This is a genomic window from Providencia sp. PROV252, from assembly GCF_033676005.1.
Lineage (GTDB): Bacteria > Pseudomonadota > Gammaproteobacteria > Enterobacterales > Enterobacteriaceae > Providencia > Providencia vermicola.
Genome location: NZ_CP096294.1, coordinates 1,852,072 through 1,874,659, shown reverse-complemented (window position 1 = coordinate 1,874,659; position 22,588 = coordinate 1,852,072). Strand labels below are relative to the sequence as shown.

Here is a 22,588-nt window from a genome sequence, read left to right as displayed (position 1 = left end):
CCCGCTTTCTCATTGAAATTGAATCTTAGCTACTTGGTTAAGGAATATCATTATCTCCTTAACCAACATACTTATGACAAAGTAACCTTAACGAGCCACTGTGACGTTCGCCTTAATATGTTTAAGGTGAACGACAATCGTAAAGGTGACAATCACCAATAAAGACCACGCTCCCCATTTGCCCGCATGCACCATTGACCATGCACCAATTTGGTTGGGATACTGCCAAACACCGAAAAAAGTCCCAAAATTTTCGGCTAGCCAAATAAAAAAACCGATTAACATAAAGGCAAGTAATAAAGGCATTTTGCGCTCTTTATCAAGTGGAGTATAAAAAACCACACTCCGTGCATACAAACCAAAAATAAAGGCGGTTAAATACCAACGATAATCGTCAATATAATGATGGCTAAAAAAATTAATATAAATCGCCAGTGCGACACACGTTGCCATCCAATAGGGTGGGTAATGTTCAATTCTAACTTTAAAAAAACGCCATGATTGAATAATGTAACTCCCCACAGCAGCATACATAAACCCCGTAAATAAAGGAACCCCCCAAAGTTTAGTCAATGCTGCATCGGGATATTGCCATGACGCTATGGTTGCGGACGTTTTAAATAACTCCATCATAAATCCGACCAAATGAAACACACAAATCGCCTTTAGTTCATCCCATGTTTCTAATTTTGACCACACTAATATGGCCTGAAATACGACAGCAAAAATCAGCAAGGCATCATAACGGGGTAATCCTAAAATACCTTTTGCGGGCACTAAAAATAGTGCTAAAAAGAAAAAACCAGCGAATAAACAAGAACGTGCATTGATAAGGCCAAAAAACCAAAATTCTAAAATAAAACGTTTAATGCCACGACTATTACTTGGCGTATGTGCCATGAGTTTTTGGTCTAATTTACCTAAAAATTTGAGCTTATGACTCATACTCCCCATTTATTCACTCACTTATTATTTAAATTTATTATTAATTTTTATGTGCCAATAAGTGAAGAATTTTATCAAATTAGTTTTTAATTCGATAAGGTAACTATCTTAAATCTCTTTGATTTTTTTCATTTTCAGTATGAATATCCAAATCTACGCGACAAGGCATTATTCACACTCCTTTTTATTTAAATTCACCTTTTATGGCATAACTCGCACCCGATGGCAATTTGCTAACAGAAAGTAGTGATATACTTAACAAGAGAGATTTTTATTTGCTAATTACTACCCATTTCAAAACTTAGGAGTCCTATGATGAAATTGTATTACGCTCCCGGTGCTTGTTCTCTTTCTCCACATATTATTTTGCGTGAAACTGGATTAGATTTCTCGATTGAACGTGTAAACATCAAAGAGAAAAAAACAGAGAAAGGTGAAGATTTCTTAGCAATAAACCCGAAAGGCCAAGTTCCTACTCTAGTGTTAGATAATGGGGATCAACTTACTGAAGGTGCTGTTATTGTTCAGTATCTTGCAGACCAAAAACCAGATAGAAATCTGATTGCTCTTGCTGGCTCAATGAAACGCTACCATCAAATGGAAGCGTTAAATTTCATCTCAACAGAACTTCATAAAAACTTCTCGCCTTTATTTACTCCTGGAACACCTGAGGATTATAAAGAAACGGCTCGCAAAGTATTATTGAATAAATTCAAATATGCTGACTCCGTATTAGCAAAGCAGGCGTTCTTTGCTGGCGACAATTTTAGCGTAGCAGATGCCTATTTATTTACAGTTAGTGGATGGGCAAAACACGTTGGCTTAGATTTATCAAGCTTAACGCATTTACAAGATTACATTACTAAAGTTGCAAAACGCCCGAATGTCCAAGAGGCACTAAAAGCAGAAGGTTTAATCTAAGATTTCAATCATAGCGCCCTAAAACTAGGGCGCTATTTTATTTCTAGTCAAAAACAGATAAATCAGTCTACCTGAGTGGCACAAAACTTGTGTTCTGGATTAACCATTTTATCTTGAGCTGCCACCAGTTGCAGTTCGTACTCACCCATTTCTTTTGTTTTAATCATTACTTCATAAACTGCAGCTGCAACATGTTCTAGTCCTTTATTAAGGGGTTCACCTTTTAATAAATTCACTAGCATCAAGCCACTCGTCAAATCGCCCACCCCTACAGGTTGCTTCTCGCCGAAATCAACTAATGGACGACTAACATGCCAGCTATGCTCCGCAGTAACCAAAATCATTTCAAAACGATCAGCCCTATAGGCTGCACGGCTCAAATGTTTCACAAGAATAATTTTGGGACCTCTATGACAAAGTTCTCTTGCTGCGCCAATGGCCTCTTCTACCGTCTTGATTGTTCTACCTGCGAGTGTTTCTAATTCAAGTAAGTTTGGTGCAATAACATCACTTGCCGCCAATGCTCTTTCACATAAGAATTCAGCAACGCCAGGAGCAACAATACAGCCTTTCTCAGGATGCCCCATTACTGGATCACAAAAATACAGGGCTTGTGGATTGGAAGCTTTCACTTTTTTCACGATCGCAAGTATATCGTCACCTTGTTCTGCGGAACCGATATAACCACTTAATACGGCATCACAGATTTCAAGTTTATGAATTTTAGCAAGCCCTTCAACAATGTCTGTTAAATGCTGAGCAGGAAATACGGTTCCCGTCCATTGAGGGTATTGCGTGTGATTAGAAAATTGTACGGTATTGAGTGGCCACACATCTACGCCCATACGGCACATAGGGAATGCAGCAGCACTGTTTCCTGCATGGCCGAAAACAACATGGGATTGAATTGATAATACGCTTTTCATTAAGAACCCAGAGAATTGTTATATCGAATGAAGAGAAATCAGTGATTAGCCATTGCTAATATGAATATACCCCAAATAATTCAAATTGCATGTCGTCGAAAAGAGAAGATAACCTGATGAACATATATAAGCATGTCATCAAGCTAGCTAAGTTCAGTTAACACCCATGCAACTTGAAATATGACGAGTATAGCCTGGAAAACTCCCCAGGCTGATATTACAAAGGTTAGTCAGAGCTATTTCCAATTAATTAAGCAGTCGTTTTTCTTACCACGACGGATCAAGGTATAACGGCCAAACAAACGGTCTGCGTCTGTAAAGACATACATTGGCTCAGTCTGTTTTTGACCATTGATAGAAACCGCATTAGAGCTAATTGCTGTTCTTGCTTGCCCACGTGATGGCGTTAATTCTGAGTCAACTAATGCTTGTTGCAGGTCAGCACCCTCTTCTAAAGTGATGCATGGCATACCATCTTGTGCTAGTTGTTCAAGATCTGCTTCTGTTAAATCAGAAACCGCACCAGAGAACAAGCTTTCAGTAATGCGTTTAGCAGCCGCTAAACCCGCTTCGCCGTGAACTAATTTAGTCACCTGCTCCGCTAAAACGTATTGCGCACGTGGTGCTTTACCACTGTTTTTATCTTCTTCTTCCAGCGCGTTAATTTCATCGAGTTCCATGAAGGTGAAGAACTTGAGGAAGCGATAGACGTCTGCATCCGCAGTATTAATCCAGAACTGGTAGAATTTGTATTGGCTGGTTTTTTTCGGATCTAACCAAACTGCACCACCCTCAGTTTTACCGAATTTAGTCCCATCAGCTTTAGTGATCAGCGGAACGGTCATGCCAAACACTTGGTTTTGATGAAGACGGCGAGTTAAATCGATACCAGAGGTAATGTTACCCCATTGGTCGGAACCACCAATTTGCAGTTCTACACCCATTTCATGGTTCATATTTGCAAAGTCATAACCTTGTAATAGGTTATACGCAAATTCAGTAAAGGAGATACCAACATCATCACGGTTAAGACGTTGCTTAACGGATTCACGGTTAATCATTTGATTAACCGAAAAATGCTTACCAATATCACGTAAGAAAGTCAGTACATCCATTTTGCCAAACCAATCATAGTTGTTAGCAAGACGCGCACTGTTATCACCACAATCAAAGCTTAAAAATGGTGAAACTTGGTTACGGATTTTTTCTACCCACTCTTGAACGGTTTCTGCGGTATTTAATTTACGTTCAGTAGCTTTAAAGCTCGGATCACCAATAAGGCCCGTTGCGCCACCTACCAACGCCACAGGCTTGTGCCCGGCTAGTTGGAATCGTTTTAAACACAGCAAAGGAACCAGATGTCCCAAATGCAAGCTGTCAGCGGTAGGATCGAAACCACAATAGAGAGAGATAGGGCCCTGCGCCAGTCTCTCTGCTAACGCATCCTCATCCGTTACCTGGGCAACGAGGCCCCGCTCTTGCAATTGTTTAATCAGGTTATTGCTAGACATCAATGACTCCATCTGTTGTATTTTGTCTATCTACTTTAGTTTGAATGGCCAACGCGTTTTTGATGGATCTCACAAACGCGCCAGTATAATTTGTCAATTTTCTTAAACGAGTCTATAGCATAAAGCGCATATCAATTAAGTGCCAGCTAAAAAACATGATCCTAAGGGGCTAATCTATCAATTTTCCAGCCTTCCCCTTCCCTTTGGTATAAAAAACGGTCATGTAGGCGGTGAGCACCACCTTGCCAAAATTCAACACTATCAAATACCACACGAAAGCCCCCCCAAAAACTCGGCAAAGGCACTTCTCCATTTTTAAACTTTTGTTTTAATTCTAAAAATTTACCTTCTAAAATTCCTCTTGCTGAAATTTTAGAAGATTGTTCAGATGCCCAAGCTGCAATTTGGCTATCTTTAGGCCGGCTGTGGAAATATTTAATCACCTCAATCGGATTTAAACGTTCAGCAACGCCCGTAAAGTTCACTTGACGTTCAAGTGGATACCATGGGAAGTGCAAACTTATTTTATTATTTTTTTCAAGGTGTTGTGCCTTACGACTCCCCATATTGGTGTAAAATACTAAGCCCTTATCATCAAAATGCTTTAACAGTACTATCCGTTGATAGGGTTGCCCAGTTTCATCCACTGTCGCCACTGACATCGCAGTCGGGTCACTTAGTCGCGCCTCACACGCCTGTTTCATCCATAATTCAAAAAGGGTTAATGGGTTAGCAGTTAAGTCACTGCGTCGTAGACCGCCTTTTGTGTACTCACGACGAATAGAGGCGAGATCGACTTCACTTATCTCATTCATTTGATATCCTTTAATTCGATTATTTCTAGTCACTATTTTTAGGGTACACTGCACCTAAAACGGTTTCCCTTGTCGCGCCTGTCACTGAAGCAAGATTACCTGATAACCCAGCGACAGTACGTGCTGCTAACCAAGCAAACGCCAAAGCTTCCATATCATCACCACTAAGACCAAACTTATCACTTGCCGCTACTTCAATACCAGGTAACAGAGCTGATAAACGCTGCATCAAAAAGGCGTTTTTAGCGCCTCCACCACACACAATTAGCCGCTCACTTCCACCACATAATAAAACTTGTTCAGCAATAGAAGCTGCGGTGAGCTCACACAGTGTGGTTTGTACGTCCTGGGCAGATATTGAAGGGAACGCGACTAAATGTTGTTCTAGCCATTGCATATTAAAATATTCACGCCCTGTACTTTTTGGCGATGACCGTTTGAAGTAAGGATCATTCATCATGTTTTTAAGTAACAAATTATCAATATGACCCTGACTAGCCCATTCACCATCATTATCAAACGACTTTTGCTTAATACGCCAAGTCCAAGTATCCATTAGCATATTACCTGGCCCTGTGTCATAGCCTTTTACATAAGCGCCTGGTAATAACGCTGTGATATTCGCTATCCCACCAATATTTAAAACAATACGTTTTTCAGTTGGATGGCCTAAAACGGCTAAGTGGAAAGCAGGCACTAAGGGAGCACCTTGACCGCCATAAGCCATATCCCGACGCCTAAAATCACCAACAGTCGTGATCCCTGTTAACGCTGCAACACGATTATTATCACCAAGTTGCATAGTAAATGGCTGTTCTCCGTCAGGTTCATGCCATACTGTCTGCCCATGGCACCCAATTGCAATGATATCTGCCGAAGTTAACCCTGTTTTTACCAATAATTGATTAATCGCGTCTGCATAAAGTGAACCTAATTCGCGGTCTATCTTACCAATTTCAGATAGTGTTGTTTCTTGGCCTTGGCAGATGTTTAAAATTCTTTTTTTCAAGTCAATTGGAAATGTGACACTCAAACTGGACTGTTCTGCAACAAATTTATCGCTAATTGCGGCGAGAACAACATCAACTCCATCGAGACTAGTTCCTGACATAACCCCTATGTAACGACCTGACTTAATCATCATTCTTGTTCCTTCAGAGTGTACATTCGCTTTCAATTTCAGTTATTAAAGATTGTGCTTTGAAGGAGAATTTTGTCAACAATTCGATGTAATTTCTCGTGCTGCTTCGCAGGAATAATAAATATTTATTTTTAGAGCAGAAATTGCTTTACAACCTAAATAAAAATGGCGTTTTTTAATATATGGATTTAAAATTCTAAACATAATGTTTTGCAATAAAATAATCTGCTAAACATGAAAGTGTTTCAATTTTAAACAGGCACTATTCGGATGCGTTTTAGCTATCAATGCGAAAGACATTCATAAAATGACTGTTCGTGAGGTATGTTTAACAAAGCGTGCCTTACTCAATGAAATAATGTTGAATTTGAGATATTTTACCTAGTGTTTACACTCTATTTAAATCAGAATCAGTATTCTAACCATCGCTTTAAATACCATTATTTTGATAGTTGTTGTGTTGATGGTGAAAACAAATATACGATGCTATGTTAGTGCCACAAACAGCAAATCTCATAGGAGTTATTATGCTTAAGAAAGTTTTTGTAGGTGTTGTTGCAGTTGCAGCGTTATCAGGCTGTGTCAATACCAGTACACTTTCTGGTGATACTATTTCGGCCAATGACGCAAAACAGGTTCAAACTGTGACCTATGGTACTGTTTTGAACGCTCGCCCTGTGACTATTCAAGCTGGTGAAGATGGTAATGTCATCGGTGCAATTGGTGGTGCAGTTCTAGGTGGCTTATTAGGTAATACCATTGGTGGTGGTACAGGAAATACTCTTGCAACTGCAGCGGGTGCTATTGCTGGTGGTCTAGCTGGGCAACAAGCGCAAGGCGCCTTAAATAGAAGCCAAGGTGTTCAACTAGAGATCCGTTTAGACAGCGGTAAAAATATTGTTGTTGTACAAAAACAAGATCCTAGTACATTTCGTAATGGCCAACGTGTCATGATTGCAAATAGCGGAAATACAGTTACAGTATCCCCTCGCTAATTTTGTCATATTAATGATTAAAGCATGTTCACCGACGACAATGTCGGTGAACATCACTTATCATCTGCCATTCAATAACATTCAACTATCTATCACATATAGTATTATCTTCATTGATTAACTAATGATGCGCACGTTAATCTTTAGATTATTTGTGTATAAACTAAAAAGACTGACTTATTTTTCCTGCGCAACATTGATGCATGTTGATATTACCATAAACGTATTTTTCTATTCTAAGTACTAAATTCCATATTAAACTAGTTAATGACACATTTTTTAACCAATATGATTAAACCCCTTTCCTATTCACAATAGTTATAGCACATTAAAATTGATCCATTGAAATAATATCACTCATGACTTTAATGATTAAAGCAAAAGTATATAGGTTATATATATGCTGTTCAAACTATTTAAAGCTACGTTTGGCTAATAAACATAACAAACCAAATAATTACAAATCCATTTATTATTCATGATATAATATAAATATCATGAATCACTCTGTAAGCGAATAATATTCCTTTCAAGCTTTAATAAAAGTTGAGACAGTAGGTCAAGCTCCTCTTGGTTAATGTTACTTAATATTTCAATTCGCGTATTGTTAATCACTTGATCAACTGTTTTAATAAATGGCTCTGATTCCTCAGTTAGTTTGATTCTTTTTGCACGTCTATCATTTGCACAAGTATGCCTTGAAATGAGTTTTTTTTCCTCTAATTGGTCTAATGTTCTGACGAGCGACGGCTGCTCAATTCCTATGGCTTTCGCCAGTTGGATCTGTGATTGTTCAGGTGGTAGCTGGCTAATATTATGTAGTGTAACCCAATGAGTTTGCGTTAGTTTTAGTGGTTTTAATCGATGGTCAATTAATGCTCTCCACATGCGAACTACACGTGATAGCTCTGTCCCTATTTGTGATTCCAATTTACCCTCCTTTTATATAATTATAATGTCTAAAAAATATACCAGACTCATATTATTTTTTAAATTATATATTAATTTCCTTTTATGTTTACAACTTTTTATTGACGTAAAAGCTAACAAATACCTATTTGTAGTGATATCTCCATCAGCTTAAAGTGATATGTATCAGGTTAATACATATCTATTTTAAATTGGAAAGTCTACTCAGGAAAATACCATAATCTATAAACTTTCTTACTAATAAGAATAGCTGGAGTCTTCTTTTGGATCTATCTATTTTAGTCTTTATGGTAATTACCAGAAACAATAGAAAATACAACTTAATATAACTCATTAAAAAACAAAACAATATAGTTAATCTTAAAAATATTCGATATGAAATTCATTTTAATTCAAGCATATTAAATTTTAATAAATAAAATTTAATTGAAATGTAAACACGGAAACTAATAAAATTAAAATAATTATAAATGAATTAATTTAGATGAATTAATTTAGATGAAAACTATATGATTAAAATCAATCAACAATCTCCCAATGTTATTCATTAAAAAGTTGTTGCTGACTATCGATAACGTCACCTTGAACGACTTTTTTATTTATCGTTCTTAGATAGCGTTGGCGGCATAACCGAATGATATTGCGTTTTTCTGCATTCGAAAATTTTAACCAATTGAATCGTTCGTCACGAGTTCGATAGCAGCCTAGGCAATAACCTTGCTCATTCGTTTGGCAAATACTACGACAAGGGCTAGGAATGTCAAAAAACTCAAGTTGTTCAGCCATCGCTTCCCCTTCAACTGTAAAAACTATCGTAAAGGTATGATATACTCTTAAAAACTGAGTATTACCACTATTTGACCAAAAAATAAACTGCTATCGCTGTATTTAGCAATTTAACCACGTTATATTAATAGTTAATAGGTAAATCGATTCAGAAATGTTGAGTAAATTTTAAGAGGGTTATATGCGCTTACTTCATACCATGTTACGTGTTACTGATATGCAACGTTCAATTGATTTTTATACCAAAGTGTTAGGAATGCGTTTACTTAGAACAAGTGAAAATACTGAGTATAAATATTCTTTAGCTTTTGTTGGCTATAGTGATGAAAGTGAAGGCGCTGTTATTGAACTGACCTACAATTGGGGCGTTGATAGCTATGATATGGGGAATGCATATGGTCATATCGCTCTAGGCGTAGATGATGTTGCAAAAACTTGTGATGATATCCGCCATGCGGGGGGGAATGTGACTCGAGAAGCAGGCCCAGTTAAAGGTGGCTCAACAATCATTGCTTTCGTTGAAGACCCAGATGGCTATAAAATTGAATTGATCGAAAACAAAAGCGCAAGTAAAGGTTTAGGCCATTAATTGCATTTACTATTTCTAAGTTTAAGCGGTCAAATAGCCGTTTAAACTTTCTTCTGAGTTTCTCTGCCATTTTTTCCTGATTTAGGCATAATATATGCTAATCAGCAACTTTATAATCGAAAGTCCTAATGTCTGAAAAAAATAATCCAAATGCCCTAGTAAGCCGTTTTAGGGGATACTACCCTGTTGTTATTGATGTTGAAACGGGTGGGTTTAACGCGAAAACAGATGGTCTACTTGAAATCGCCGCTATCACACTAAAAATGGACAAAGATGGCTGGCTTTCAATGGATGAAACACTGCATTTCCATGTTGATCCATTTGAAGGTGCCAATTTAGAACCATCCGCTCTTGCGTTTACTGGTATTGACCCAACAAACCCATTGCGTGGTGCGGTTAGTGAGTATGATGCACTACATGCCATTTTTAAAGTCATCCGTAAAGGAATGAAAAATACTGATTGTAACCGCGCGATAATTGTTGCACATAACGCAAATTTCGATCACAGTTTTGTCATGAATGCTGCCGAACGTGCGGGGCTAAAACGCAACCCATTCCATCCTTTTGCGACTTTTGATACCGCAGCATTAAGTGGCTTAGTATTTGGTCAAACAATCTTAGCGAAAGCTTGTGTTAGTGCAGGAATACCATTCGATGGTAAACAGGCCCATGGTGCACTGTATGATACGAATCGCACTGCACTTTTATTTTGCGAAATTGTGAATAAATTCAAGAAACTTGGTGGTTGGCCAATTATTGAAGACGAAAAATAAACAGACAATAAAAAAACCGCAGTAGATAAACAGCTTTTGTTTTATCTACTGCGGTTTTTTATTACTATTCAGTGATTACGCGTTAGCGTCATCTTCTGGGCGATATTTATCCGCAGTTTCTTTGATTAGCGATTGCAGCTCACCACGTTGGAACATTTCCATAATAATGTCACAACCTCCAACTAACTCGCCATCTACCCATAACTGAGGAAAAGTCGGCCAATTTGCATATTTTGGCAATTCGGCACGAATGTCTGGGTTTTGTAAAATATCAACATAAGCGAAGCGCTCACCGCATGAAGATAGGGCTTGAACTGCTTGAGCTGAAAAACCACAGCTCGGAAGTTTTGGAGAACCTTTCATGTATAATAAAATTGGGTTTTCTTTAATTTGGCGCTCAATTCTTTCAATTGTTGTCATTTTTACTTCCTTAACATTAAACATGATTAGTATATTCTTATTTATCAATTAGATAATTGATTTTTAGCCCTAAAATATACTACGTAATACGATATTTTGCTTTGAATATGTCAACGGCTATTGTATGAAAAAAGAGGGGGAATCCCCCTCCTTTGATTTGCTACTATTGTGACTTATTTATGATTCAAGTCAAACAAAACTATACCTTGTTTTATAGCGAAACATCATTTTCACTAAGAGTATATTGTCTATATTTAACGGTGATCTATCTGCCAATTTGATGTCTTTAACAATATGTTTAACTTCATATTTTGCTAATTGTTTTGCATTAATCTAAACAAATAACAATAAATCAACGTGAGGGTAGCAATAAAATACGGTATAACTATGCTTAACAACGTAAATCTACTTGATATGCCCCACATAGCTCTCTCATCATACTTGCACAACTCTGCAATAAGGATAGAATTATATTTTTCTAAAATATGAATCTTATGCATAGCAATCCCATTACAACCTTACTAATAGTCGTCCCATTTTTTGTATTTATGATATTTTTTATTATTAAAGATCGGGTGCAACCAGACATAGCCCCTCTTTTCTTCAAGGCTTTTATCTACTTGCTTACAACTATCATTTTCATCAATGTCATTTTTTTGATTAGAACTTTCATTGGCTGGAACTAATGTCAACCACTGGCAAATAAATACTAAAAATTCAAAGTATTATGCCAATCCTCTGCAATATTGCCCCCATTGATGACAGTCCTTTAGAACCACCCTCGCTCGTTATTATTTCTACATGTTCTCTGTATGCAAGAACCGAACACATCACTTAATCCAATAACAATAAAATATTATTCAAACATTTTATTGTTAACATGCGATTAACGCGATTACATTTACCCTTTGTAGGGTTAATCGTGTTACTATTAATATATTAAGAATCATACAGGCCATTTGGCAAAACTGTAGATAAACAATGAAGTACGACACTTAGCTCACTTTACGAGCAAACACCCATATGTTTTGATACAAAAGCAATCAAGGAGTACGTTATGTCATTTGAACTTCCCGCTCTACCGTATGCAAAAGATGCTTTAGAACCTCATATCTCTGCTGAGACCTTAGAATACCACTACGGTAAGCACCACAATACCTACGTTGTTAACTTAAACAACCTAATCAAAGGCACTAATTTTGAAGGTAAATCGTTAGAAGAAATCATTAAGACTTCTGAAGCTGGGGTATTTAACAATGCGGCTCAGGTTTGGAACCATACCTTCTATTGGCACTGCTTAGCACCAAATGCAGGTGGCGAACCAACGGGGAAAGTTGCAGACGCTATCAATAAAACCTTTGGTTCTTTCGCCGAGTTTAAAGCACAATTTACGGATGCAGCAACCAAAAACTTTGGGGCTGGCTGGACTTGGTTAGTGAAAAAAGCCGATGGTAATTTAGCTATTGTTAACACATCTAACGCAGCAACACCAATCTCTGGTGATGATAAACCTGTGTTAACAGTAGATATTTGGGAACACGCTTATTATATTGATTACCGTAATGCACGCCCTAAATATTTAGAAAATTTCTGGGCACTAGTTAACTGGAAATTTGTAGAAGAAAATTTAGCTTAATTATTAAACAGTTATTCTAGATCGATTAAGGGCGAGTTAAAACTCGCCCTTATGCATTCACCCAATGAAGATGAAACACAAATTAGAAGATATGTGCAGCAATAAAAATAATCATTGCTAATGAACCCAGCGCAGCTAGTAATCCATATTTAACATCTGTATCCATGAGTTCCTCTCATCCTAACAAAATTGAATTAACAATAACCACTCAAACTATAAGGTTATTAAGTATACACATCCAAAAAAGCGAAACCAGTGTCTATATCACATGTTATAACATCAATTATTTCTTTCGTTTTTGCGCTAGATCAGACAAAATCGACAACAAATCGCTAAATTATTGCCAGCGAAGGATCTATGCATCAATATGCAGGTAATTTTTTAACTAGAATTCTTAGAGAGACCTATAGTTGGTCAGGAGTTTTATTCCCCCATGGCAACGATTAAAGATGTGGCGAAACGCGCTGGCGTCTCTACCACCACCGTATCCCATGTTATTAATAAAACGCGCTTTGTGGCTGATGACACCAAGGCTGCGGTTTGGGCTGCCATCAAAGCGCTCAATTATTCACCTAGTGCGGTTGCCCGTAGTTTAAAAGTGAATCACACGAAATCAATTGGTTTGTTAGCGACGTCGAGTGAGGCGCCTTATTTTGCTGAAGTTATCGAATCCGTTGAAAACAGCTGTTATGAAAAAGGCTACACACTGATCCTCTGTAACTCTCATAATAATTTGGGTAAACAAAAAGCCTACTTGCAAATGCTTGCACAAAAACGTGTCGATGGTCTGCTGGTAATGTGTTCTGAATATCCTGATACACTCATTGGCATGCTCGAAGATTATCGCAATATTCCGATGGTGGTAATGGATTGGGGCACATCGAGAGGGGATTTTACCGATAGCATCATCGATAATTCATTCCATGGGGGCTATCTCGCAGGACGTTATCTCATTGATAGAGGACATCGTGATATTGGTGTGATCCCAGGCTCCCTTGAGCGGAATACTGGGATTGGGCGTCTGACTGGCTTCCAAAAAGCAATGGAAGAAGCCAAAGTGACCTTAAAAGACGAATGGATTGTCCAAGGGGATTTTGAACCTGAGTCTGGCTATAAAGCGATGATGCAGATTTTGAGCCATAAACAGCGCCCTACCGCCGTTTTCTGTGGTGGTGATATCATGGCAATGGGGGCGATTTGTGCGGCAGATGAAATGGGCTTGCGCGTTCCACAGGATATCTCAATCATCGGTTACGACAATGTGCGCAATGCGCGCTATTTTACGCCTGCATTGACTACTATCCACCAACCTAAAGAGCGTTTAGGGCAAATGGCGTTCGCTATGTTATTAGACCGTATAGTGAATAAGCGCGAAGACGCTCAAACTATCGAAGTTCATCCTCGTCTTGTTGAGCGTCGTTCGGTTGCTGATGGACCATTTATTGACTATCGTCGATAATCAATATGATGTTGATAACCATTCTGCGTTGAGCGTTTCATTATCGCCAAGATAATCTAATAACCAGCTCAGTGCGGGAGAGGTGTTTTTTTCTACCCATGTTAAACAACATGGGCTGGGTGGAAATGGCTGTGCTAATGTCAATTCCACCAGTTTACCTTCTGCGCATAAAGGAGCTGCTCGATGTTCGGGCACCATCCCCACACAAAGGCCATTTGCCAAACAAGCTAAGCCATTTTCCCAATAGGGAACCACTAAACGCCGTTGGTTATCCAGCGCCCAAGTATCTCGTTTAGGTAAACTTCGAGAAGTATCTTCTAAGCACAAACTTGGATATGCACGCATTTCATCGTCTGTTAGGCTATGTTCTATTTTTGCTAATGGATGTTCAGGGCTTGCGACACACATCCACGACATAAACCCCATATCACGAAAGCTGTAACGTTCGCCAATCGGTGAAGCTCGGGTGGCACCAATCGCCACATCCACGCGGCCATCCGCTAAGGCATCCCAAACACCATTAAATACTTCTGGGTGTATATACAATTCAATGTCAGGGAAATGGCGATAAAAATCGAGAATAAGTTGCTCAGCCCGCTGTGGTTTAACGATGCAGTCAACTGCAATGCTGAACTGCCCACGCCAACCATTAGCCGCTTGTTGGCATTGATGACGTGTCTCTGTCATTTTTTTGATAACAGAACGGCTTTCTTTAATAAAAATCAGCCCTGCTTCGGTTAAAATGACGTCCCGGTGTCGACGTTCAAACAAGGGAACGGCTAACCATTCTTCAACTTGTTTGACGGTATAGCTGATTGCTGAAGGTACGCGGTGTAACTCATCTGCGGCACCACTGAAACTCCCCGTTCTTGCAACGGCATCAATTACTTCAAGTGCATGAGCTGACCACATAGTCTCTCCTTTCAAATATTTTGATAGCAAGATCCAAATATTACCGTTTCACAAGACAAAAAAATAGCCTATACAATGTCATCACCGTTAACATTTTTTTAAATATCAGATAAGTAAATCATTATGACGACGACTGTGAAAAAAAATTCCCCTGGATTTATGCTGTACCTTGCAGGATTAAGCATGTTGGGGTTTTTAGCCATTGATATGTACCTGCCTGCTTTTGGTGCAATGCAGACCTCTTTGCGCACAACAGAAGGGGCTATCAGTGCTTCTCTCAGTATCTTTTTAGCAGGCTTCGCGTTTGCTCAGCTACTTTGGGGCCCACTTTCAGATAAACTTGGCCGCAAGCCTGTGCTCATCGTTGGTCTTACTATCTTTATTGTGAGCAGTTTAGCGATTTTTTGGGCCACGACAGCAACACAATTATTAACCTTGCGTTTTTTACAAGCCGTTGGTGTGTGCTCCGCCGCCGTTTTATGGCAAGCCCTTGTTATCGACCGTTATGATGAAGCAAGCACACAAAAAGTTTTCGCATCTATCATGCCATTAGTCGCGCTCTCCCCTGCGCTTGCGCCGTTATTAGGTGCATGGGTGCTTGAACACCAAACTTGGGAAGCTATCTTTTTAATCTTAATGGCTGTCGGTGTTTTATTACTCTTACCGACATTTTTCCTCAAAAATATTTCTGTAAAAAAACACGAAGATGAAAACCAGCCTCAAACCAAAATCTCATTTGGTAAGTTACTGAGCTCTCCCATTTTTAGTGGCAACGTCTTAGTCTATGCCTCTTGTAGTGCAGGCTTTTTTGCTTGGTTAACTGGCTCCCCCTTTATCCTACGTAATATGGGCTTTAACCCAGCGGATATTGGATTGAGCTATATCCCCCAAACACTTGCTTTCATTGTTGGTGGCTATGGTTGTCGCCTTGTTTTGGCCAAGGTGCGTGCTGAAATCTTATTCCCACTACTCTTAATTGGTTATGCAGTTAGCATGTCTATATTATTCATCATGGCTATCTATACTGAACCATCATTAACCATGATTTTAATTCCATTTTGCTTTATGGCTGCCATGAACGGAGCATCGTATCCAATAGCTGTTTCAAAAGCATTAAATACCTTCCCTACAGCAAGTGGTAAAGCAGCGGCATTACAAAACGCTTTACAACTTGGCTTATGCTTCTTAGCTAGCTTGTTAGTTTCCGCTTTAACTTTTGACCCACTTCTTGCAACAACGGGTGTGATGGCCTTTACCATTATTCCAATGGCGATTGGTTATTTTATGCAGCGCTGCGCTGTCAAAGATGAAAAAACGTTAAAACCAGTTGATTGCCAAGCAAATTAATTCCTTTAGATTCGTTATACGCTGTGCCGCTACTATGCGGTACAGTTTTTCACTATCACTTCCCCATTAATCAAATATATTATTCTTAAGCTAACTGTAGGCATTGACTACGCTTTTGTCATATTCCGTAGCAGGTGATATTTGCTTAAAAATGCGGTTTAACGCATTATCCATTAGCGACCTTTACCTAATTAAAGCGTATTTCACTAAAAAAAAGCTATTTTATTTTTTTATCTTCTAAAACTCATGCTTTCAATGGTTATTTTTCTTGTCAAAAAACGCTATCATTACCATAACAAATAATGAGTGCTCAAGTATGATGTTGAAACAGTATTATCCACCAGATGAATTGAAAGGCTTTGTTAGTTCTATTTTGATTATCAAAGAGTTCACCAGTGCGATTAAAATTTTTCCAGGGACAGGGGCTGAAATTTGGGTTTCATCGGATCCAATTTGTATGTCTGCTGACGGCCACTCTACGACTAACTCATTTCAACTCATCATACCGAGAATCAATACGTTTACAGCAAACCCTAATCATGCAAAAACCATGGTATTGCGTATTCGCCACGACGCATTACGCTTTTTGTTACCCCAACGGACATTCAATTATACGGATAGGCCCATTGCCCTTGCTGATATTTGGCAAGATAACTGGTTTGAAGCGCTTGCCTGTTCATCTTTTAAAGAGCTATTAGATTGCTTTACTCAAACTAAAGCGACCAAAAAACCGCATTTCACGGATGAAATCATCGAATTGCTCTACCGTAATCCAACAAAAAAAATCACCGATATTGCCGATGAGACAGGTTTTCATCTGCGTGTCATTCAAAAAGAGTTTTTAAAAGAGTACGGTATTACACCCAAACGCTACCAGATCAATTGCCGCTTAGAACACGTTTTAAAAAACATGGTAATAGATCATGATACTTATCGCTGGTTTGAAACAGGCTATTATGATCAATCTCATTTTTATCGAGATTTCAAAAGATACTTTACTATGACCCCGTCCGCCTTTTTAAAATCAGATTATTCGCTTTTTTACAATACAAAAACCAAGTACCCATTAAGATAGTTCTTAATACATAAGGAGAACGGAATGAGTATTGTTGTGTATGCCCAAATTACAACTGAAAGAACGGATGGGTATTTAACGAGAGAAATCATTCGTGACTTAGCAAAGCTGAGCCGCCGCGAGAAAGGATGCATTCAATATGATCTTATGGCTAAAGAAAACGGCTATATTGTTTTCGAAGAGTGGGAAAGCACTCAGGCACTCGAAATGCACAAAAACAGTCCGCACTTTAGGCGCTTAGTTGAAGCGATTGAACGTGATAATGCCAGCTTTTCTGTTAATTTTAGTGAAAAGTAACCGATTAAAAAACAAGGTTTTAATCAAATTAGCTATTTGGGTAGTCTGTGGTGTTATTGACTTGATGTTTTTAACAACTTTACACTTGATTAAACACCTTTATCCTAACAACTCTAAAATTTTCATGTTATTAAGGCTATAGTATGACTATATCTACTATAGCCTCATATTCTTCCGCTGTTGATGAATTATTCTGATTTAGCCTTTTCGACAGCGTCATTTCCTTGTTGCAATAACTTTTCTTGTTCTTTTTGGTTGAGCACTCGCTCAACAGTATCCACTATTGCTTGAGTTTGTGGGTCTATCTCAATATTAATCTTATCCCCTAAACGCTTTTGCCCTAATGTTGTTCTTTCTAACGTTTCAGGGATTAAATGTACACAAAAACGGTTATTGATAACATCACCAACCGTGAGGCTAATTCCATCAATGGCAACAAAACCTTTGTGTAAAATATATTTCATCAATGCTTTATCATGAATAGATAGCCATATTTGATGGTTATCTTCTGAAGTGAAAATTTTACTGATTTCTGCGGTTGTCATAATGTGTCCAGATACCACATGACCACCAATTTCATCACCGTATTTCGCTGCACGTTCAATATTGACAACATCCCCCTCTTGTAGCGCACCCAAATTTGTCAGACGGAGCGTTTCTTTAATTAAATCAAAGCTAACCCTTTCACCATCAATTTTAGTGACCGTCAAACAGCAACCATTGTGGGCTACTGAGGCTCCCGTTTCTAAACCAACCAGTAATTCAGGGGTGAATTTCATGACATGAGTGCGAAAATTCGCTCTTTCCGTAATTTCAATAATTGGAGCGGTCGCTTGAACAATACCTGTAAACATAATGACTCTCTGTGTCGTGAATTAATTTGTCCAGTTTACCTAAGAATTTTTTGAGATCTATCTTATTTGAGTGATGAGATACAGACTGAATAACTACCTGTAATCAAATACACTAAGAGACAAAAGTGCTCTTTCATCAATAAGCAGTATATCTTTATTGGAATACATTGGTAAAAGGGATAGAATAAAGGGTTTTTAATAACATTTTGATTTATTGCTAAATCATTTATTTTTCTCGTTTTTCTTCTTCATTATTTTTATTATAAAGGTGTATGCGTGCAGAAATATTTTACAGAAGCGCGTAGCTTGTTGGCTCTCGGGATCCCTATCGTTTTAGCTCAGTTTTCACAAACCGCCATGGGGTTTGTCGATACGGTTATGGCAGGTAGTGTCAGTGAAATCGAGATGTCCGCAGTTGCAGTTGGGTTTTCCATCTGGCTGCCAGCTATTCTTTTTGGTCAAGGTTTACTAATGGCATTGACCCCGATCGTTGCTCAAATGAACGGGTCTGGCCGCCGTAACTTAATTGGCGATCAAATTCAACAAGGTCTGTGGTTAGCGCTATTTTTAGCCTTGGGTATTATGTGTTTGCTTTATAATAGCCAACTAATTATTAGCAACATGCCACACATTGATCCAGAACTTGCCGACAAATCCGTTCGTTTCTTACATGCCATCATGTGGGGTGCGCCTGGGTATTTATTCTACCAAGTCTACCGTAGTCAATGCGAAGGCCTGTCGAAAACTAAGCCGGGGATGGTGATTGGTTTTCTAGGCTTAATGGTCAATATCCCAATTAACTATATCTTTATCTATGGCCACTTTGGTGCACCTGCTCTCGGTGGGGTTGGTTGTGGTGTCGCGACTGCATCTGTGTATTGGGCAATGTGCATGATGATGAGATGGTACGTGAAACGCGCTTCAGCTCAGCGCGATATTCGTCCGACTGTACCTTTTACATCGCCAAATCCATTAATTTTAAAACGAATTATTGTATTAGGTACGCCAATTGGCTTAGCGTTGTTCTTTGAAGTTACATTATTTGCCGTTGTTGCACTGCTAGTTGCACCATTAGGGGTTGTTGCCGTTGCAGGCCACCAAGTTGCACTGAACTTTAGTTCAGTCATGTTCATGTTCCCATTATCCCTGGGGATCGCCGCGACAATTCGCGTCGGTTATAACTTAGGCCAACAATCTACTGAGGCGGCGAAAGTCTCTTCTTATACTGGCCTTGCCGTTGGTTTAATGATTGCAACAATTACCGCAATTTTTACCGCTGTTTTCCGCGAACCGATTGCAATGATGTATAACAAAAATCCAGAAGTGGTTGTTTTAGCAACTAGTTTGATGCTTTATGCCGCTATCTATCAGTTATCCGATTCGGTGCAAGTTATTGGCGCAGGGATTTTACGTGGCTATAAAGATACGCGTTCAATCTTCTTTATTACGTTCACTGCATATTGGTTATTAGGTTTACCAGCTGGCTATATTTTAGCACTGACCGACTATGTTGGACCTGCAATGGGCCCCAAAGGTTTCTGGATAGGCTTTATTATTGGACTCAGCGCCGCAGCGGTGGGGATGGCAACACGAATTATGTGGATCCATAAGCAACCTGAGCAAGCTGTTCTGTTACGTTCAACACGCTAATCGCCAGTTTTTTAAGCAATTAATTGTGTGGGAAGATGTATTTCGCACCAGATAGTTTTAAATACGAGCAAACTGTCGCAAAATTACATTTTCCCCTTGCCAGATTCACAGCATAACGTTAATATTCGTCCCCGTTGTCACCTAGAAGTTTTAAGCGCGTCCGTAGCTCAGTTGGTTAGAGCACCACCTTGACATGGTGGGGGTCGGTAGTTCGAGTCTACTCGGACGCACCATTCTAGTTAGCACAACACGTTAATTTCAGTGCGTCCGTAGCTCAGTTGGTTAGAGCACCACCTTGACATGGTGGGGGTCGGTAGTTCGAGTCTACTCGGACGCACCATTTCAAGTTAACACAATAGGTTAATTTTTCAGTGCGTCCGTAGCTCAGTTGGTTAGAGCACCACCTTGACATGGTGGGGGTCGGTAGTTCGAGTCTACTCGGACGCACCATTTCCTAACTACTTCATTTATATTCCAATATTTTCCTTGATTGTCACTTAAAATTGCCTTATTTTGTTGCGCAACAAAATAACCCACACAAAATCAACCGAATAATTGATCTTAGCTATCTCTTCATTCAATTTAGTAAAATTTGATTTGTCTCACAGTTTTTTGTTGTCTATAATACTCTCGCTGGCTGAAAGGTTTCACCAGCAATAAATCAGTATGTTAGCTTTAATGAAACTTGTCGACTACACTATTATTAGAATCAAATTGTGACAAGTTTCATTATAGTATTGAATTTAATACCAGACTGTCGCCTATTCTTATAAATGAGTTGCGCAACAAGTTTTATCATGCGCACTAAGCGTCGGCGGCAATACCGATTTCCTTTATAACCTTAGATAGACTGCCATGAAAAAAACCAAAATTGTTTGTACTATCGGCCCAAAAACCGAATCTGAAGAAAAACTGACCCAACTCTTAGATGCAGGCATGAATGTCATGCGTCTGAACTTCTCCCACGGTGACTATGAAGAACACGGTCAACGTATCAAAAATCTTCGCTCTGTTTGTGCAAAAACTGGTAAGCAAGCAGCTATCCTGCTAGACACTAAAGGCCCTGAAATCCGCACCATGAAACTAGAAGGCGGCAACGATGTTTCCCTCGTTGCAGGTCAAACCTTTACCTTTACCACAGACACATCTGTAGTCGGTAATAAAGATAAAGTAGCCGTCACCTATGCTGGCTTAACAGCTGATCTAAAAGTAGGTAACACTGTTTTAGTCGATGATGGCCTTATTGGCATGAAAGTCACCAATGTCACCGCAACTGAAGTGGTTTGTGAAGTATTAAACAATGGTGATCTTGGTGAGAAAAAAGGTGTCAACTTACCAGGCGTTTCAATTGGTCTACCTGCATTAGCAGAAAAAGATAAAGAAGACCTTGTGTTCGGTTGTGAACAAGGTGTTGATTTCGTTGCTGCATCATTTATCCGTAAACGCTCTGATGTTGAAGAAATTCGTGCGCACCTGAAAAAACACGGCGGCGAAAATATCCAAATTATTTCTAAAATTGAGAACCAAGAAGGTTTAAACAATTTTGATGAGATTTTAGAAGCCTCTGACGGCATCATGGTTGCTCGTGGAGACTTAGGCGTTGAGATCCCAGTTGAAGAAGTTATCTTCGCGCAAAAAATGATGATTGAAAAATGTGTTAAGGCTCGCAAGGTCGTTATCACAGCAACACAAATGTTAGATTCAATGATCAAAAACCCACGCCCTACTCGTGCTGAGGCTGGTGACGTAGCGAACGCCATTTTAGACGGTACTGATGCGGTTATGTTGTCAGGTGAAAGTGCGAAAGGTAAATACCCAGTAGAAGCTGTGACCATTATGGCAACTATCTGTGAACGTACTGACCGCGTGATGCCAACCCGTATTGATAACCAAAAACCAAGCCAGCGCTTACGTGTTACTGAAGCGGTATGCCGTGGTGCGGTTGAAATGTCTGAAAAGCTAGACGTTCCACTGATTGTTGTCGCGACCTACGGTGGTAAATCAGCGAAGTCTGTTCGTAAATACTTCCCGACTGCGCCAATTCTTGCCTTAACCACTAATGAAGAAACTGCACGCCAGTTACTGTTAGTTAAAGGTGTGATCCCAATGATTGTCGGCGGTTTCACTTCTACGGATGATTTCTACCGTGAAGGTAAACGTGCTGCATTAGAAAGCGGTTTAGCGGTTGAAGGGGATGCCGTTGTGATGGTGTCAGGCGCACTTGTTCAAAGCGGAACAACCAATACCTCTTCTGTTCACGTTCTATAATTAATATTATATAGAATACGAAAAGGCCGATAGTTGTTAATTCAGTTATCGGCCTTTTTTATTTTAAGTTAACATTTAGTGCTACCTTGACTTAACTATTTACCCGTTTAGGTTTCTTTAGCAAATATCCTATCTCTATTTAAGCGTAATATCACAAAATGTTCTTTGATTGTTCAAATAACAACCTTCATTAATCTTAATTTAAATTTTTCTTCTTTTTCCTACGACTAAATGTAAAGTATTTCTAGCAAATCTTTAAATTAAGTACTAGCATAAGACTTAGTAAGTGCCATACCCTAATTTTCATTAGGTTGTTTTAAAGGGATATAGCAAGCTTA

21 protein-coding genes and 3 tRNA genes are annotated in these 22,588 nt (G+C 39.0%); 14 read left to right on the top strand and 10 right to left on the bottom strand.

What is annotated here, in order from left to right:
* Nucleotides 1-87: 87 nt before the first annotated feature.
* The gene (locus M1F05_RS08580; protein ID WP_206084056.1) at nt 88-954 is read right to left on the bottom strand and encodes a DUF817 domain-containing protein; all 867 of its coding nucleotides are present in this window, start codon (nt 952-954) and stop codon (nt 88-90) included.
* A gap of 306 nt (nt 955-1,260) precedes the next feature.
* On the opposite strand from M1F05_RS08580, the gene gstA reads away from it, so the two are divergent.
* A complete protein-coding gene (gstA, locus tag M1F05_RS08575) occupies nt 1,261-1,866 on the top strand; it encodes a glutathione transferase GstA (RefSeq protein WP_206084055.1) in 606 nt (201 codons plus the stop codon).
* 62 nt (nt 1,867-1,928) lie between these two features.
* Here gstA and pdxY read toward each other — a convergent pair whose 3' ends face one another.
* The 4 genes from pdxY to anmK form a co-directional block, all read right to left on the bottom strand.
* A complete protein-coding gene (gene pdxY, locus M1F05_RS08570; RefSeq protein ID WP_206084054.1) occupies nt 1,929-2,792 on the bottom strand; it encodes a pyridoxal kinase PdxY in 864 nt (287 codons plus the stop codon).
* Nucleotides 2,793-3,028: 236 nt separating this feature from the next.
* Nucleotides 3,029-4,303: a tyrosine--tRNA ligase gene (gene tyrS / locus M1F05_RS08565; protein WP_206084053.1), complete on the bottom strand. Its 1,275-nt coding sequence runs from the start codon at nt 4,301-4,303 to the stop codon at nt 3,029-3,031.
* Nucleotides 4,304-4,464: 161 nt separating this feature from the next.
* Complete coding sequence (pdxH, locus tag M1F05_RS08560) at nt 4,465-5,118, bottom strand: pyridoxamine 5'-phosphate oxidase (RefSeq protein WP_206084052.1); 654 nt, start codon at nt 5,116-5,118, stop codon at nt 4,465-4,467.
* Between the two features lie 25 nt (nt 5,119-5,143).
* Nucleotides 5,144-6,259 (bottom strand): anhydro-N-acetylmuramic acid kinase, encoded by a 1,116-nt coding sequence (gene anmK / locus M1F05_RS08555; protein ID WP_206084404.1) that lies wholly within the window; start codon nt 6,257-6,259, stop codon nt 5,144-5,146.
* 527 nt (nt 6,260-6,786) lie between these two features.
* Between anmK and M1F05_RS08550 the strand changes: the two genes are divergently transcribed.
* The gene (locus M1F05_RS08550; RefSeq protein ID WP_206084051.1) at nt 6,787-7,254 is read left to right on the top strand and encodes a glycine zipper 2TM domain-containing protein; all 468 of its coding nucleotides are present in this window, start codon (nt 6,787-6,789) and stop codon (nt 7,252-7,254) included.
* A 495-nt stretch (nt 7,255-7,749) separates the two neighbouring features.
* On the opposite strand, the gene slyA is transcribed toward M1F05_RS08550, so the two are convergent.
* Both slyA and M1F05_RS08540 read right to left on the bottom strand, forming a co-directional pair.
* Nucleotides 7,750-8,184, bottom strand: a complete 435-nt coding sequence (gene slyA, locus M1F05_RS08545; protein WP_206084050.1) for a transcriptional regulator SlyA — start codon at nt 8,182-8,184, stop codon at nt 7,750-7,752.
* 540 nt (nt 8,185-8,724) lie between these two features.
* Nucleotides 8,725-8,970, bottom strand: coding sequence for a DUF1289 domain-containing protein (locus M1F05_RS08540; protein WP_206084049.1), 246 nt, complete (start codon nt 8,968-8,970; stop codon nt 8,725-8,727).
* A gap of 181 nt (nt 8,971-9,151) precedes the next feature.
* Here M1F05_RS08540 and gloA point away from each other — a divergent pair, with 181 nt between their 5' ends.
* Both gloA and rnt read left to right on the top strand, forming a co-directional pair.
* Complete coding sequence (gloA, locus tag M1F05_RS08535) at nt 9,152-9,559, top strand: lactoylglutathione lyase (protein ID WP_206084048.1); 408 nt, start codon at nt 9,152-9,154, stop codon at nt 9,557-9,559.
* A 128-nt stretch (nt 9,560-9,687) separates the two neighbouring features.
* Nucleotides 9,688-10,332, top strand: coding sequence for a ribonuclease T (gene rnt / locus M1F05_RS08530; RefSeq protein WP_206084047.1), 645 nt, complete (start codon nt 9,688-9,690; stop codon nt 10,330-10,332).
* Nucleotides 10,333-10,407: 75 nt separating this feature from the next.
* Here rnt and M1F05_RS08525 read toward each other — a convergent pair whose 3' ends face one another.
* Nucleotides 10,408-10,752: a Grx4 family monothiol glutaredoxin gene (locus M1F05_RS08525; protein WP_206084046.1), complete on the bottom strand. Its 345-nt coding sequence runs from the start codon at nt 10,750-10,752 to the stop codon at nt 10,408-10,410.
* A 1,057-nt stretch (nt 10,753-11,809) separates the two neighbouring features.
* Between M1F05_RS08525 and sodB the strand changes: the two genes are divergently transcribed.
* Complete coding sequence (gene sodB / locus M1F05_RS08520) at nt 11,810-12,388, top strand: superoxide dismutase [Fe] (RefSeq protein WP_206084045.1); 579 nt, start codon at nt 11,810-11,812, stop codon at nt 12,386-12,388.
* Nucleotides 12,389-12,821: 433 nt separating this feature from the next.
* Nucleotides 12,822-13,847, top strand: coding sequence for an HTH-type transcriptional repressor PurR (purR, locus tag M1F05_RS08515; protein ID WP_206084044.1), 1,026 nt, complete (start codon nt 12,822-12,824; stop codon nt 13,845-13,847).
* Here purR and punR read toward each other — a convergent pair whose 3' ends face one another.
* Nucleotides 13,848-14,759 carry a DNA-binding transcriptional activator PunR gene (punR, locus tag M1F05_RS08510; RefSeq protein WP_206084043.1) on the bottom strand — a complete coding sequence of 304 codons (912 nt, stop codon included), beginning with the start codon at nt 14,757-14,759 and terminating at the stop codon, nt 13,848-13,850.
* A 123-nt stretch (nt 14,760-14,882) separates the two neighbouring features.
* Here punR and punC point away from each other — a divergent pair, with 123 nt between their 5' ends.
* The 3 genes from punC to M1F05_RS08495 all read left to right on the top strand — a co-directional run bounded on the left by punC (nt 14,883) and on the right by M1F05_RS08495 (nt 17,478).
* A complete protein-coding gene (gene punC / locus M1F05_RS08505; RefSeq protein ID WP_206084042.1) occupies nt 14,883-16,106 on the top strand; it encodes a purine nucleoside transporter PunC in 1,224 nt (407 codons plus the stop codon).
* A 316-nt stretch (nt 16,107-16,422) separates the two neighbouring features.
* Nucleotides 16,423-17,181 carry a helix-turn-helix transcriptional regulator gene (locus M1F05_RS08500; protein WP_241016832.1) on the top strand — a complete coding sequence of 253 codons (759 nt, stop codon included), beginning with the start codon at nt 16,423-16,425 and terminating at the stop codon, nt 17,179-17,181.
* 24 nt (nt 17,182-17,205) lie between these two features.
* Complete coding sequence (locus M1F05_RS08495) at nt 17,206-17,478, top strand: putative quinol monooxygenase (RefSeq protein ID WP_206084041.1); 273 nt, start codon at nt 17,206-17,208, stop codon at nt 17,476-17,478.
* A gap of 188 nt (nt 17,479-17,666) precedes the next feature.
* Here M1F05_RS08495 and M1F05_RS08490 read toward each other — a convergent pair whose 3' ends face one another.
* Nucleotides 17,667-18,332 (bottom strand): riboflavin synthase subunit alpha, encoded by a 666-nt coding sequence (locus tag M1F05_RS08490; protein ID WP_206084040.1) that lies wholly within the window; start codon nt 18,330-18,332, stop codon nt 17,667-17,669.
* Nucleotides 18,333-18,608: 276 nt separating this feature from the next.
* On the opposite strand from M1F05_RS08490, the gene M1F05_RS08485 reads away from it, so the two are divergent.
* From M1F05_RS08485 to pykF, 5 genes are all read left to right on the top strand, one after another.
* Nucleotides 18,609-19,982, top strand: a complete 1,374-nt coding sequence (locus M1F05_RS08485) for an MATE family efflux transporter (RefSeq protein WP_206084039.1) — start codon at nt 18,609-18,611, stop codon at nt 19,980-19,982.
* Between the two features lie 156 nt (nt 19,983-20,138).
* A tRNA-Val gene (locus tag M1F05_RS08480) sits at nt 20,139-20,215 on the top strand.
* A gap of 30 nt (nt 20,216-20,245) precedes the next feature.
* Nucleotides 20,246-20,322: transfer RNA gene (locus M1F05_RS08475), tRNA-Val, on the top strand.
* 33 nt (nt 20,323-20,355) lie between these two features.
* Nucleotides 20,356-20,432: transfer RNA gene (locus M1F05_RS08470), tRNA-Val, on the top strand.
* A 405-nt stretch (nt 20,433-20,837) separates the two neighbouring features.
* Nucleotides 20,838-22,250: a pyruvate kinase PykF gene (pykF, locus tag M1F05_RS08465; protein WP_206084038.1), complete on the top strand. Its 1,413-nt coding sequence runs from the start codon at nt 20,838-20,840 to the stop codon at nt 22,248-22,250.
* Nucleotides 22,251-22,588 lie beyond the last annotated feature (338 nt).